Source organism: Salegentibacter profundi (genome assembly GCF_054121475.1).
The window spans coordinates 247,498-261,468 of record NZ_JBSYGG010000003.1; the positions used below are offsets into that span (position 1 = coordinate 247,498).

At 41.5% G+C, this 13,971-nt stretch carries 12 protein-coding genes; 10 read left to right on the forward strand and 2 right to left on the reverse strand.

The genetic code is table 11. The features are described from left to right. Positions 1 to 73: 73 nt before the first annotated feature. Entirely contained in the window at positions 74 to 1,366 is a 1,293-nt protein-coding gene (locus ACW6NC_RS06100; RefSeq protein ID WP_457864395.1) for an O-acetylhomoserine aminocarboxypropyltransferase/cysteine synthase family protein, read from the reverse strand. Between the two features lie 814 nt (positions 1,367 to 2,180). Here ACW6NC_RS06100 and metK point away from each other — a divergent pair. The 8 genes from metK to ACW6NC_RS06140 all read left to right on the forward strand — a co-directional run bounded on the left by metK (position 2,181) and on the right by ACW6NC_RS06140 (position 11,597). After that, the gene (gene metK / locus ACW6NC_RS06105) at positions 2,181 to 3,434 is read left to right on the forward strand and encodes a methionine adenosyltransferase (RefSeq protein ID WP_457864397.1); all 1,254 of its coding nucleotides are present in this window, start codon (positions 2,181 to 2,183) and stop codon (positions 3,432 to 3,434) included. Between the two features lie 134 nt (positions 3,435 to 3,568). After that, positions 3,569 to 4,933, forward strand: coding sequence for an acyl-CoA dehydrogenase family protein (locus ACW6NC_RS06110; RefSeq protein WP_457864399.1), 1,365 nt, complete (start codon positions 3,569 to 3,571; stop codon positions 4,931 to 4,933). A gap of 28 nt (positions 4,934 to 4,961) precedes the next feature. Beyond that, positions 4,962 to 5,891, forward strand: coding sequence for a 2-hydroxyacid dehydrogenase (locus tag ACW6NC_RS06115; protein ID WP_457864401.1), 930 nt, complete (start codon positions 4,962 to 4,964; stop codon positions 5,889 to 5,891). An 11-nt stretch (positions 5,892 to 5,902) separates the two neighbouring features. Continuing rightward, on the forward strand, positions 5,903 to 6,355 hold the full coding sequence (locus tag ACW6NC_RS06120; RefSeq protein WP_457864403.1) for a universal stress protein: 453 nt from the start codon (positions 5,903 to 5,905) through the stop codon (positions 6,353 to 6,355). A 96-nt stretch (positions 6,356 to 6,451) separates the two neighbouring features. Continuing rightward, positions 6,452 to 7,390, forward strand: coding sequence for a pyridoxal-phosphate dependent enzyme (locus tag ACW6NC_RS06125; protein WP_457864405.1), 939 nt, complete (start codon positions 6,452 to 6,454; stop codon positions 7,388 to 7,390). Between the two features lie 70 nt (positions 7,391 to 7,460). After that, positions 7,461 to 10,748 carry an amidohydrolase family protein gene (locus ACW6NC_RS06130; RefSeq protein WP_457864407.1) on the forward strand — a complete coding sequence of 1,096 codons (3,288 nt, stop codon included), beginning with the start codon at positions 7,461 to 7,463 and terminating at the stop codon, positions 10,746 to 10,748. A gap of 121 nt (positions 10,749 to 10,869) precedes the next feature. Further along, positions 10,870 to 11,214, forward strand: coding sequence for a DUF202 domain-containing protein (locus ACW6NC_RS06135; RefSeq protein ID WP_457864409.1), 345 nt, complete (start codon positions 10,870 to 10,872; stop codon positions 11,212 to 11,214). A 5-nt stretch (positions 11,215 to 11,219) separates the two neighbouring features. Continuing rightward, positions 11,220 to 11,597, forward strand: coding sequence for a DUF6122 family protein (locus ACW6NC_RS06140; RefSeq protein WP_457864411.1), 378 nt, complete (start codon positions 11,220 to 11,222; stop codon positions 11,595 to 11,597). Between the two features lies 1 nt (position 11,598). On the opposite strand, the gene ACW6NC_RS06145 is transcribed toward ACW6NC_RS06140, so the two are convergent. Then, positions 11,599 to 12,489 (reverse strand): DUF302 domain-containing protein, encoded by an 891-nt coding sequence (locus tag ACW6NC_RS06145; protein WP_457864412.1) that lies wholly within the window; start codon positions 12,487 to 12,489, stop codon positions 11,599 to 11,601. A 181-nt stretch (positions 12,490 to 12,670) separates the two neighbouring features. Here ACW6NC_RS06145 and ACW6NC_RS06150 point away from each other — a divergent pair, with 181 nt between their 5' ends. Then, positions 12,671 to 13,285, forward strand: a complete 615-nt coding sequence (locus tag ACW6NC_RS06150; RefSeq protein ID WP_457864414.1) for a deoxynucleoside kinase — start codon at positions 12,671 to 12,673, stop codon at positions 13,283 to 13,285. Between the two features lie 12 nt (positions 13,286 to 13,297). Beyond that, positions 13,298 to 13,963 (forward strand): sterol desaturase family protein, encoded by a 666-nt coding sequence (locus ACW6NC_RS06155; RefSeq protein ID WP_457864416.1) that lies wholly within the window; start codon positions 13,298 to 13,300, stop codon positions 13,961 to 13,963. The last annotated feature ends 8 nt before the right edge of the window (positions 13,964 to 13,971 follow it).

Below are 13,971 nucleotides of genomic sequence, written 5' to 3' on the forward strand. Positions count from 1 at the left end.
TTTTTTTCGAAAGGCGGTGAGGGAAAAGTCTTAACCTGGATGCTTTTCCCATCGCCTTCCAACCAACAAATAATTAAACCAATGCTTTTTTGCCTATTTTTGAAAAAGCTTCCTTTAGATCATTTTTTAAATCTTCCACATCCTCAAGTCCAACGGAAAGGCGTATAAGATCCTGGGTTACTCCTGTAGTGGCTTGCTGCTCTTCACTAAGTTGCTGGTGAGTGGTACTGGCAGGATGAATGATAAGAGATTTCGTATCCCCAATATTGGCTAAAAGGGAAAATAGTTTGGTTTCATCGGCCACCACTTTTGCTGATTCGTAGCCTCCGTCAACACCAAAGGTCACCACCCCGCTCTGTCCTTTCGGAAGATATTCTTTTGCGAGCTCGTAGTATTTACTGCTTTCCAACCCAGGATAATTCACCCATTTCACTATAGGCTGTTCCTGAAGCCATTTGGCAAGCTCCAGTGCACTTTCGCTATGTTGCTTAATGCGTATTTCCAAAGTTTCCAGTCCCTGAATGATCTGGAAGGCATTAAATGGACTAAGTGCGGCTCCGTGATCTCTCAACCCTTCAATTCGTACCTTAGCAATAAATGCAGCTTCCTTCAAAGCTTCATGGTAGACTAAGCCGTGATACCCTGGAGAAGGCTCAGTGAATTCCGGAAACTTACCATTGGCCCAGTCAAAGTTACCGGCATCGATAATTGCTCCTCCCAGGGCAGTGCCATTTCCGTTAATATATTTGGTAAGGGATTCGATCACGATATCTGCGCCATGTTCTATGGGCTTCAGTAATGAGGGAGTAGCTACGGTGTTATCAACAATAAAGGGGACTTTAAATTCTTTGGCTTTCGCTGAGATTGCTTTTAGGTCGAGCACATCCAGTTTTGGATTACCCAGGGATTCCACAAAGAAAACCCGGGTATTCTCTTTGGCCGCTTTGCTGAAGTTTTCCGGATTGCCTGGTTCCACAAAGGTGGTGGTAATTCCCAGACGCGGCAAGGTCACATTCAACAGGTTATAGGTTCCTCCATATAAACTGTTTGAGGCCACGATATGATCTCCGGCTTTCAACAAGGTTAAAAGAGTCGTATTGATAGCTGCGGTTCCTGAGGCGGTAACTACCGCCGCGATGCCACCTTCCAGTGCTGCCAGCCGCTGTTCCAGAATATCGTTAGTGGGATTGTTGATACGGGTGTAAATAAAACCTGGTTCGGCCAGGGAAAAAAGATCGGCCGCGTGTTGGGAATCCTTAAAAACGTAAGAGGTGGACTGATAAAGTGGAACTGCTCTGGTTCCAGCATTAGCAGTAACATCGTGTCCGGCATGAAGGGCGTTGGTAGAAAAATTTTGAGTACTCATGTTGTTAGTTTTTTAAAGTTAAAATTAATGGTAATAAAAAAAGCCCCCCGGGTTTTGCTATTACCAGGGGGGCTTCAATTGAACTCTAAACAAACTAAGTTACATTCGATTCTGGCAATAGCAATTCATCTGCATACACATATACATCATCATACGCATTATCATGTTTTTTCCTATTGACAGATTATTACTCATTTTAAATTATTTTTTCCCGATCACTCAGGGAGATTAATTCTTTGATTTAATTTTTGCTTTCCAAACCTTATCCTAAAGGTGAAAATTCCTATTTCCGGTTTTATGGAAATAATTAGTCTTTAAACAAAAAAAAGCCGCTGCGTTGGCAGCGGCTCTTGCAATTATCTTTTCAGTTTCATGCAATAGTGCGCGCTGCGGAGCTTTTCCACATCATCATACGCATCATATTGCAAATAAACTTGTACATTTCGTTGTTTTCTTGGTACAAAGATAAGGGCAGATTTTTTTAATATCCAAGGCCAATCCTGATTTTTATCAAAAATTTATTTTAAGGAAATAAAATTATTTTATTCCAAAAATAAACATAGCTTTCCTGAAATTCTTTCATATATATCAAATGGCTCTTCTAAGAAGAAGTCTTATAATTAAACTTTGAAAAATAAATATTGAATCCCACTTATTTTTATACATTTGTAATTGAATAACAAAAAGGGAAGGATTTGACTGATTGCAACCCTAAATACACCCAGGTGTATTAAAAAATGCTAAAGCAGTAATACTACTCCTGTTAGCTTCTCAAGTCAAATTCCGCCCATAATTCTATAATATTTAAAGAAATATGGCTTATTTATTTACCTCTGAAAGCGTTTCTGAAGGACATCCAGATAAGATCGCCGACCAGATAAGCGACACCCTGCTTGACAATTTTCTAGCTTTTGATGAAAACTCCAAAGTGGCATGTGAAACTTTGGTGACGACAGGTCAGGTCGTGCTTGCCGGAGAAGTCCGTAGCGATACCTACCTTGATGTGCAAACCATTGCCCGGGATGTTATCAATGATATCGGGTATACTAAAGGTGCTTATAAATTCAGCGGGGATTCCTGTGGGGTAATCTCCCTGATTCACGAACAATCCCAGGAGATTTACCAGGGGGTAGACAGAGGAAACAAGGACGAACAGGGTGCCGGCGACCAGGGGATGATGTTTGGTTATGCCACCAATGAGACCCATAACTTTATGCCTCTGGCTTTGGATATTTCACACAAGATACTTATTGAACTAGCAAAAATCAGACGGGAAGAAAAAGAAATAACCTACTTACGTCCCGACTCCAAAAGCCAGGTGACCATTGAATATAATGACGATAATATTCCACAGAAAATAGTTTCCATTGTCGTATCCACCCAGCACGATGAATTCGATGAGGATGAGCTGATGCAGAAAAAGATCGAAAAAGATATAAAAGAAATTCTTATTCCGCGAGTAAAAGAACAATTGCCTGATTATGTACAGCAATTGTTCAATGAGGATATCACCTATCATATTAATCCTACCGGAAAATTTGTTATTGGTGGTCCACATGGAGATGCGGGCTTGACGGGGCGAAAGATTATCGTAGATACTTACGGTGGCAAAGGAGCCCACGGAGGTGGGGCTTTCTCTGGCAAAGACCCTAGTAAGGTAGACCGCTCAGCTGCCTATGCTGCCAGGCATATTGCCAAAAATTTAGTTGCTGCAGGTGTAGCTGATGAAATTCTTGTCCAGGTTTCTTATGCCATTGGGGTTGTAGAACCAACATCCATTTTTGTTGATACCTACGGAACATCCAAAGTTGACCTCAAAAATGGAGAAATCGCCAGAAAAGTAGCTGAAATCTTCGATATGCGCCCGGCAGCAATCGAAGAACGATTAAAGTTACGCAACCCAATCTACCGCGAAACGGCGGCTTATGGGCATATGGGAAAAGAGCCGAAAATCCTAACCAAGGTATTTGAAAGCCCGTATAATGGTAGAATCACCAAAGAAGTTGAACTTTTCACATGGGAAAAACTCGATTATGTTGATAAGGTCAAGGAAGTTTTTGGACTTTAAAATTTTTTTACTAAAAATAAATTTCAATAGGCCGCGTTTTCCGCGGCCTTCTTTTTTAGGTTTTCTTCGGAAAGCTTTAACAGCGGGCAGAATTAATTATTCCTAATTTTAATTTCCAACCAATCCCATGTTAGATGTCCGTTTTTAAAAAAGTACGTAACACCATAAGGCTACTGAGGTCGGTCGACATGGATCAACTTGCGAAAATCAACCAACAAATTGACCTTTCAGATGCCATGAAAACATTGGGGGCCCTAGATGAACGCCAACTTAAAGGCCTGATGAAAATGTTAAAGACCAAACAGAAAAAAGGCCAGAGTGATCTCCCACCCATCGATGGTGATTTCTACAACCTAGATCTTAAACTAACTCTGGAACAACGCGAGTTGCAGATGAGGGTCCGAAATTTTATGGAAGATGAGGTCCGCCCACTGGTGAACGATCATTGGAACCGCGCCAAGTTTCCTTTTGAGATCATTGAAAAATTCAAGAAGCTCAATATCACCGGTGTCCCATATAAGGGTTACGGTTGTCCTGACCTTCCCTTCCTCATGGAAGGTATTATTGCTCAGGAAATAGCACGGGTAGATGTATCTGTCTCTACGTTTTTCGGGGTTCACAGCGGCCTTGCCATGGGATCCATCTACCTTTGCGGAAGTGAGGAACAAAAGCAGGAATGGCTTCCCAAAATGCAAAAACTGGAAAAAATCGGAGCATTTGGTCTTACCGAACCCAATGTAGGTTCCGGAGTGGCTGGTGGATTAGAAACCACCTGTAAATTTGATGGTGAAAACTGGATATTAAACGGGCAAAAAAAATGGATTGGTAACGCAACCTTTGCAGATATTATCATCATTTGGGCGCGAGATGAAGACTCTAACCAGGTAAAAGGATTCCTTGTAAGAAAAGAAAATCCTGGTTTTAAGGCCGAAAAGATGAAAGATAAAATGGCTCTGCGAATTGTGCAGAATGCCCTTATTACCTTGGAAAATTGCATTATTCCAGAAAGCGACAGGCTGCAAAATGCCAACAGTTTTAAAGATACAGCCAAAGTGCTTCGGATGACACGGGCAGGAGTAGCCTGGCAGGCAGTAGGCTGTGCCCGGGGTGCCTACGAAAGCGCTCTGAAATACACCCGAAAACGGGAACAATTTGGAAGACCAATTGCTTCCTACCAGCTTATTCAAAATCACCTGGTAGAAATGCTTTCTAACCTTACCGCTATGCAAACTCTGGTTTTCCGACTTTCGGAAATGCAAGATGCTGAAATACTTTCAGATGAACACGCTTCATTAGCAAAAGTCTTTTGCAGCATGAGAACCCGGGATGTAGTCAGCAGGGCCAGGGAAGTAATGGGAGGAAACGGAATTCTATTAGAATATGACGTAGCCCGTTTTGTGGCCGATGCAGAGGCCATTTACAGCTATGAAGGAACCAAGGAAATTAATTCATTAATTGTAGGCCGTGCCATTACTGGTTACAGTGCCTTTGTTAGTTAAAATATTAACCATTTTTAAAAGAGAATCAATGTCATTTTTAATTGTAAGCCCGGGGAAAGACCCGGAAAATTGGGTAAAAGCCCTTCAAAATCAACATCCAGGCCTAAATATTTATGTTTATCCGGAAGAACACGATAAAGAAGAAGTAACCTTTGTACTTTCATGGAAACATCCGCGTGGACTTTTCAAAAATTATCCGAATCTAAAAGTCATTGCTTCTATGGGCGCAGGAGTTGATCATATTACTTCCGACCCGGAACTTCCGGAGAATATTCAGATCACAAAGGTGGTAGATAACATGTTGGAAGAGGATATGGGTAATTTCGTTTTAAGCCTTGTTCTGAATTACCAACGTGACCTCTTATCCTACCAGAAACAGCAGGCAGAGAAAACCTGGAACCCAATAACCTATAAGAGAAATAAAGACATGAACGTGGGCATATTAGGCCTGGGTCATCTTGGCCGGACAACGGCCAAGACATTGGTGAAAAATGGTTTTAAGGTCCACGGATTTTCAAAAACCCCAAAGGACATTGAAAATATCGAAAGTTTTTCTGGAGAAGAAGAAATGGAGGATTTTCTCAAAAAGTCCGAAATACTTGTAAATCTTCTCCCGCTTACTCAGGAAACAGAAAAAATTTTAAATAAGGATTTATTTGAAAAACTTCCTGAAGGAGCGTATGTGATTAATGTTGCCAGGGGAGAGCATCTTGTCGAACTCGATCTTATAGAAATGCTGGATCAGGATCACCTCTCAGGTGCAGCTTTGGATGTATTCTGGGAAGAGCCACTGCCCGAGGATCATCCATTCTGGGAACACCCCAAAGTATTTATCACACCCCATATCGCCAGCGTCACCCATCCCAATTACGTGGTACCCCAAATTGCAGAGAATTATGAAAGAATGATGGAAGAAGAACCACTGAAGAATGTGGTGGAAAAAGAAAAAGGTTATTAAACAATTAAATAATGGAAGCATTTAAAAACATTTTGGTTGCTGTTGATTTCAATGACACCGTAGGAGATTTAATGAGTTATGCAGAAAGCATTGCTGAAAAATTTGGATCGAAGGTTTGGGTCGTTCATGTGGCTGAACCTAGTCCTGATTTTACAGGTTACGAGGTTGGACCCCAGTATATCAGGGACCTTAAAGCTGAGGAATTCCGAGAAGAGCATCGACAGCTCCAGGCTATAAGCAAGCTCTTTTTAGATCAAAACATCGAATCGGAAGCCTTGCTCATTCAGGGTCCCACCGTACAAACAATTATCGAAGAAGTAAAAAAACTCCATGCTGATCTATTGATCGTTGGCACCCACAAACACGGTTTTCTCTTTAATATTCTTTCGGAAAATGTTTCCCTGGAATTACTCAAGAAGGCTGAAGTACCCTTTTTGGCCATTCCAATTGAGGAAGAGAAATAATGCCCACTGGTGATGAGTTTTTGTTTTTGATTAGAACCCTTAACTTTAAGGATGAAAAAATAACCCCTATTCGGGTTAAATCGCTTATTTCACAAAATGATCAGCAAAAGAGAATTTGAAAAACTTCATAAAGAAATTAAGCCTTTTATTCACCGTACCCCGGTATTGAGTTCCCATTTGCTAAACGAAATAGCAGGTACGGAGGTTTTTTTCAAATGTGAAAACTTTCAGCGCGGCGGCGCTTTTAAAATGCGCGGTGCTACGGCAGCTATATTAAACCTAAGGGAAGAAGCCAGAAAAAAAGGGGTTGTCACTCATTCTTCAGGAAATTTCGCCCAGGCGGTTTCTTTGGCAGCAAAAAGTCTGGGCATACCCGCCTATATCGTGATGCCCACTTCAGCTCCTGAGGTGAAAAAAGCTGCGGTTAGAGGTTATGGCGGAGAAATTACAATGTGCCCCCCTACCCTGAAAGACCGTGAACAAACAGCAGAAAAAATTATGAATGAAACCGGGGCTAATTTTTTGCATCCCTCCAATCAACTCGATGTAATATACGGCCAGGGTACAGCAGCGATCGAATTCATGGAAGAACAACCCGAACTTGAAATTATGCTTACTCCCGTGGGCGGTGGTGGATTACTTGCCGGCACTGCTCTTGCGGTGAATTATTTCGGAAATAACTGCAAAACCAAAGGGACAGAACCCTTTGAAGTCGATGACGCTTTCCGATCTCTTAAAAGCGGAAAGATTGAGACCAATCAGACCATAAACACAATTGCCGATGGCTTGAAAACCCACCTAGGAGATAAAAATTTCCCGCTGATTCAAAAGTTTGTTTCAGAAATCATTAGAGTGGACGAAAAGGAAATTATTTCAGCAATGCGCCTGATATGGGAACGGATGAAAATTATCGTCGAACCATCGAGTGCGGTGGCCTTCGCAGCCTTGCTTCGCGAAAAGGAAAAATTCAGGGGAAAGAAAACAGGGATAATCATCTCAGGGGGAAACGTGGATTTAAGTAATTTGCCTTTCTAAGAAGCTCATTCATAATCCTCTTTCAGCAAAAAAAAGAAGCTGTATCTTTAGCGCCCCTAAAATAAATAAAATGCTTAAAAAATTCTTTCCGGCCATATTTCTACTAATGGCCGCCTCGAACCTGATTTCACAGGAAGAAAAAGACAAATGGGATGTTAATGACCCTTATTCAGACGATTGGAATATCAAAAAAGTGCAACTTCAAACTGATGAAGGCACCTGGATGAATCTCGATGTGAGCCCGGATGGGAAAACCATAGTGTTTGACCTATTGGGAGATATTTATTCAATGCCGGTTTCTGGAGGAAAGGCGAAGATCCTTCGCAGTGGTATGGCCTATGAAGTCCAACCTAGATTTAGCCCGGATGGTTCCAGAATATCGTTCACTAGCGATGCCGCCGGAGGTGATAATATCTGGATCATGGGTAGCAATGGAGAAAATCCTAAACAACTCACAAAAGAGGATTTCAGGCTTTTGAATAATGGGGAATGGAGTGCCGATGGGAATTCAATCATTGCAAGAAAACATTTTACCTCGGGACGATCCCTGGGAGCCGGTGAAATGTGGCAATACCATATCGGTGGAAACGCTGGCTTGCAGCTAACCGAGCGAAAGAATGACCAACAGGATGTGAACGAACCCAGCATTTCTTCCGACGGCAGATACCTTTATTACAGTGAAGACATGTATCCCGGTGGTGCTTTCCAGTATAATAAAGATCCCAACAAGCAAATATATGTGATCAAACGATATGACTTTGAGACCGGCGAAAATACTACCATTACCGGAGGTCCGGGAGGAGCAGCCAGACCTCAGGTATCACCTGACGGAAAAAAATTAGCTTTTGTAAAACGCGTCAGGACCAAATCCGTATTATTCATTCACGACCTGGAAACCGGGGAGGAATGGCCAGTTTATGATAAGCTCAGTAAGGACCAGCAGGAGGCCTGGGCAATTTTTGGAGTCTATCCCGGTTTTTCCTGGATGCCCAACAATAAGGAAATTATATTTTGGGCTCAGGGTAAGCTCAACCGCGTAAATATTGAAACTTTCGAGAGCCAGATCATTCCTTTTGAGGTGGAAAACACCATTGAAATAGCGGAAAGCCACCGCAGTGAACACCAGGTCTTTTCTAAAGAATTTGAAGCTAAGGTTATTCGTCATGCTGTGACTTCCCCTAACGGAAAAACGCTAGTGTTCAGTGCCGTTGGCCATCTTTGGAAAAAAGAGCTGCCCGACGGCAAACCACAGCGAATCACTAAAAGCGAAACATTTGAATTTGAACCTGCTTTTTCCCCTGATGGAAAAGAAATAGCCTATGTAACCTGGACAGACCAGGGAATGGGCGCTTTGATGAAAGTTGGTTTAAATGGAAGAAATCCACAAAAGCTAACTTCAGAGAAAGGAATTTATAGAAATCCATCTTTTTCTCCTAATGGAGAATCCATAGTATTTGTAAAAGAAAAAGGCAACTCTGACCAGGGACAGACCTTTAGCAAGGAGCCAGGAATATACACTGTGGGTGTATCTGGAGAGAATTTGAAAAAGATTTACGACACTGGAGATTTTCCTCAATTTAGTGCTGATGGAAAACGGGTATTTTTTCAAACCGGCGGTGCGCTTATGGGAAGGATTGAGAAAAACCTAAAGAGTATTGACCTTAACGGTTACCAGGAGCGCACGCATATCAAGTCAAAGTACGCCAATCGCCTGGTTCCAAGTCCCGACAATAAATGGGTGGTTTTTTCCCATTTGCACAAGGCTTATGTTGCCCCCCTTCCAATGAACGGGCGTCCGGTAGAGCTGGACAACAACACTAAAGCAATACCGGTGAGCCAGATTGCAAAAGATGCCGGACTTAACCTTCACTGGTCTGAGGATAGTAAAAATCTGCACTGGACCCTAGGAGACCAATATTTCACCAACAAGGTTTCAGAAAGATTTACTTTTTTAAAGAATTCACCTGATTCCATTGCCCCGATAACGGAAAAAGGCACAAAAATAGGACTAAAGCTTAAAACCGATGTTCCTTCCGGGCAGATTGCATTGACCAATGCACGTATCATCACCATGGAGGGTGACAATGTTATTGAAAAGGGTAGTATTTTAATTGAGGGCAATAAAATTATTGCCGTTGGAAGAGCCTCTCAGGTAGTTATTCCAAAAAGTGCAAAGGTATATGATTTAAGCGACAAAACAGTTATGCCTGGGATTGTAGATGCGCACGCTCATATAGGTGCATTCCGGTATGGACTCACCCCGCAAAAGCACTGGCCCTTATACGCCAATCTCGCATTTGGAGTTACTACAGTCCACGATCCCTCAGCCTTGAGCGAAACTATTTTCAGCATGGCTGAAATGGTCAAAGCTGGTCAGATGGTAGGTCCGAGGATTTATTCCACCGGAGTTATTCTTTATGGTGCTGATGGTGATTTTAAGGCGGTCATCAACAACCTGGAGGATGCCCGGTCTGCCTTGCGAAGAACAAAGGCTTTTGGAGCGACTTCAGTAAAAAGTTATAATCAGCCACGCAGGGAACAACGCCAGCAAATTATGCAGGCTGCCAAGGAGTTAAACATGAATGTGGTGCCGGAAGGGGGAAGTACCTTTCTTCACAATATGAATATGATCGTTGACGGGCATACAGGTATTGAGCATAACATCCCTGTGGCCCCTGTTTATAAAGACATCAAAACACTTTGGGGCAACAGCAGCACCGGCTACACTCCTACTTTAATTGTAAATTACGGAGGAATCAACGGAGAGTACTATTTTTACCAAAAGGATAACGTGTGGGAAAACAAGCGGTTACTTAATTTTACTCCAAGATATATTGTCGATTCCCGTTCCCGTCACCGCACAAAACTTCCGGAGGAAGAGTATGAGAACGGGCCCGTACTGGTTTCAAAAACTGCTAAAATGCTAACCGACATTGGGGTTAAAGTTAACCTGGGTGCCCACGGACAATTACAGGGACTTGGAGCTCACTGGGAACTTTGGTTGCTCAAGATGGGCGGAATGACCAATATGGAAGCCCTGCAGGCGGCCACCATTAACGGGGCTGAATATATAGGCATGGGAAGCGAAATAGGTTCCCTGGAAAAAGGAAAGCTTGCCGATCTGATCGTTTTAGATGAAAATCCCCTGGAGGATATCCGTAACTCTGAGACCGTTATTTATACGATGATAAATGGTAGGCTTTATGATGCACAAACCATGAATGAAATAGGAAATCATCCAGAGAAACGGGGTGAATTCTATTGGGAGAACAATAAATATAACGCAGCTTTCCCATGGCACAAAGCAACCCAGAGCTTTAGCGCTCCTGGCTGTACTTGCCACAGACTTAGCAATTAAAAGCCTTTAAGAAAGACCGGATAGTTAAATGAAGTTTCTAATTGGCATAGTACCAGCTGTTTTTGGTAACTTTTGATTATAATTTAGCTACCCGGATTTTTATGCTTAAAATTGAGATTTTATGAGAAGAGTAAAGCTTAGTAACCCTTTCAAAACCCGAATAATAGATGAAAAACTAGTCAGGGAACATCTCGCCCTGGAACGTACCAAACTGGCTAATGAGCGGACGCTACTTTCCTATATCAGAGCTTCCCTTTATTTATTAATCGGAGGCATTGCCCTACTCCAGGTTAAGGAATATCCTAATTTGCATTGGATTGGTTATGCAGCGCTTTTTATCTGTGTGCTCTTTATTTTAGTGGGCATTTCCAGATATGTTGTTTTGGATCGAAAATTAAATAAACTTCTTGTCCCCAATGAAGAGGACACCGAGCAGTCAGAAAATTCTCGAAAGTTGAAACTTTAATTCTATTGGTACAAACGCTCACCCATTATTTTCTCCATTTTATAGCCATAGGTGCTATTGCCTGGTTTTACGATAAGAAAAACTGGAAAAAAAACTGGCTGATTCTGCTATCTACCATGGCTGTCGACCTCGACCACGTCTTTGCAAAGCCCCTATTTGATCCTATGCGCTGCGGGATAGGATATCATCCTCTGCATTCAGCAATACCTATTATAGGTTATATTGCAGGTTCAATTTTTGTCAAAGCTAAGATCATCAGATTGATATTTATCGGCCTATTATTCCATATGATTACTGATTTTATAGACTGTCTCTGGATGTTCTCCAAATGTGAAAGTTGTCTATTCGATTCTGAAATATATAAATGGAAATCTTTTTTCTGAGCTACTCCAGGATGATCCCAGCGGCTTTACTTGCCAGTTTTACCTGATCTATTTGGGTTCCCAATTCTGAATGAATTCCGTAGCGCCTGGATAAGAAATCCGGAGCGTTATACGAAATCTTCACCAGACCAGTCTCATCTCTCCACACAAGCATTTTTATGGGTAGTACCAGGCCCCAAAGCAAATTCTGCTGCATTAACCGGGTACTTACTTCAGGATTTCCAAAAATCAATAAGGTGGCAGGTCTTAACCCCATATTCAGCTTTTCGGCGTTTTTTGTATGATCAATTTCCCCATAGAGGGTCACTCCCTCCAAAGCCTTCACTTCATTTTTAAGACGACGCAGTGTTTCTTGGAAACTATATTGACTCTTAAAGCTTTCAATTCCCTCCATGTACCGGAGCTTATATTCACCGGTCTTTTTAGGATTCCGGCCGGAAGCTCCCCTGGCAATATCTTTCAGACTCTTTTGTATGTTTCTTAAGGTTTTGGTTGACTTAAGCCCATGTCGAGTTTTTAATTGTCCCACATCGCTATAGGTCAGTGATACATTTCCATTTTCATCTTCAACCACTAGAATTTTCAAAGGCAGATCAAGACCGGTTAACTGTCTATTTTGCATTAACGGAGTACCTGCTCTTGCATTTCCAAAAATAAGAAGACGCGCCGGGGCTAATTGCAGTCCTTTTTCCCGACCATTTTCTGAATAATCAATTTCAGCAAAAATTTTTATTCCTGGTCGCTCCGCTAATCGGTCTTGAAGACGAGAGTAGGTTTGATCAAAATCAAAGTGACTTTCGGCACGCATTAGCATAACTACATTCTCCTCCTGAGTTTGTACCGCTCCGAGTAATATCAGGTTAAAAATCACAAAAAGCACCAGAGTCCTCATCTTTTAAATTTCGAAAAAATTATCTATTAATTTAATCAATTACAGGCAAATAAGGAAGTCAGACACCTTTGAATTTAAATTTTATAAATAAATTGACAAACGGAAAAATTGGGTATTGTTCAAATCTTTTATCTTTACATCATCAATTACCAAATCTAACCCACCAGTAAAATTTTGATTTATGCATGTAGCCATTGCAGGAAACATTGGGGCCGGAAAAACCACCCTCACAAAACTTTTAGCGAAACATTATAATTGGGAAGCTCAATTTGAGGAAGTTCTGGAAAACCCCTACCTCGAGGATTTTTACAATAAGATGGAACGATGGTCTTTTAACCTGCAGATTTACTTTTTAAACAGCAGATTCAGGCAAATTCTTCAGATCAGAGAAAGTGGAGAAAAAATCATCCAGGATCGAACCATTTATGAAGATGCCCATATTTTTGCTCCCAACCTGCATGCAATGGGGCTTATGACTAACCGTGATTTCGAGAATTACAGATCTTTGTTTGATTTAATGGAAAGCGTGGTACAAGGGCCGGATCTTCTGATTTATTTGCGAAGCAGCATTCCGAATCTGGTTAATCAAATTCACAAACGCGGACGTGATTATGAGAATTCAATTTCAATTGATTATTTAAGCAGACTTAATGAACGTTACGAGGCCTGGGTACACAATTATAATAAAGGGAACCTGGTTATTATCGATGTAGATAATATTAACTTTGTAGATAACCCGGAAGATTTAGGAAATATTATAAACCGTATTGACGGAGAATTGCATGGTTTATTTTAAAAAATAAAAATTATGGAATCCACTAAACTGAAAAGACCAAAACATAAGGGATCTCCCAAATTGTTTAAGAATCCTATTTTAGAGAAATTAACCCACACCCATATTTCTCTACCTCTGATTATTTTCGGGGTGATCGCAGCAGTTTTAATCTACTACGGCATTGTAGAAAAAGGTTTTGAGGCTCCTATGATGATACTTTTGTTTGCAGCCGGGGTATTTTTCTTTACCCTGGTGGAATATTTAATGCACAGGTATCTTTACCATATTCCTGCAACCACCCCACGGAAACAAAAAATCTCCTATACGATGCATGGAGTACATCACGACTATCCTAAAGATAAATCCCGCCTTGCTATGCCGCCGGTTCTAAGTCTTATTATTGCCACGGTCCTTTTTATTATTTACCGGGCAGTCCTGGGTGATTATGTCTTCGGTTTTCTTGCAGGTTTTTTAATTGGTTACGCCGGATATCTTGCTGTGCATTATTCGGTACATGCCTTTAAGGTTCCTAATAATTTTTTAAAAACCTTATGGCATCATCATAGCATTCACCATTACCGCGAACCCGACAGAGCCTTTGGAGTATCATCCCCATTGTGGGATCATATCTTTGGAACGATGCCAAGAAAAACAGGGAAATCACAACGAACAGCTGTAGGCGCCAGTATAGATGATTAATAAAGTAT

What these genes read in the sequence shown, in the direction of transcription:
- ACW6NC_RS06100 (WP_457864395.1), bottom strand. Translation starts at nt 1,366, where the DNA reads ATGAGTACTCAAAATTTTTCTACCAACGCCCTTCATGCCGGACACGAT.
- metK (WP_457864397.1), top strand. Translation starts at nt 2,181, where the DNA reads ATGGCTTATTTATTTACCTCTGAAAGCGTTTCTGAAGGACATCCAGAT.
- ACW6NC_RS06110 (WP_457864399.1), top strand. Translation starts at nt 3,569, where the DNA reads ATGTCCGTTTTTAAAAAAGTACGTAACACCATAAGGCTACTGAGGTCG.
- ACW6NC_RS06115 (WP_457864401.1), top strand. Translation starts at nt 4,962, where the DNA reads ATGTCATTTTTAATTGTAAGCCCGGGGAAAGACCCGGAAAATTGGGTA.
- ACW6NC_RS06120 (WP_457864403.1), top strand. Translation starts at nt 5,903, where the DNA reads ATGGAAGCATTTAAAAACATTTTGGTTGCTGTTGATTTCAATGACACC.
- ACW6NC_RS06125 (WP_457864405.1), top strand. Translation starts at nt 6,452, where the DNA reads ATGATCAGCAAAAGAGAATTTGAAAAACTTCATAAAGAAATTAAGCCT.
- ACW6NC_RS06130 (WP_457864407.1), top strand. Translation starts at nt 7,461, where the DNA reads ATGCTTAAAAAATTCTTTCCGGCCATATTTCTACTAATGGCCGCCTCG.
- ACW6NC_RS06135 (WP_457864409.1), top strand. Translation starts at nt 10,870, where the DNA reads ATGAGAAGAGTAAAGCTTAGTAACCCTTTCAAAACCCGAATAATAGAT.
- ACW6NC_RS06145 (WP_457864412.1), bottom strand. Translation starts at nt 12,489, where the DNA reads ATGAGGACTCTGGTGCTTTTTGTGATTTTTAACCTGATATTACTCGGA.
- ACW6NC_RS06150 (WP_457864414.1), top strand. Translation starts at nt 12,671, where the DNA reads ATGCATGTAGCCATTGCAGGAAACATTGGGGCCGGAAAAACCACCCTC.
- ACW6NC_RS06155 (WP_457864416.1), top strand. Translation starts at nt 13,298, where the DNA reads ATGGAATCCACTAAACTGAAAAGACCAAAACATAAGGGATCTCCCAAA.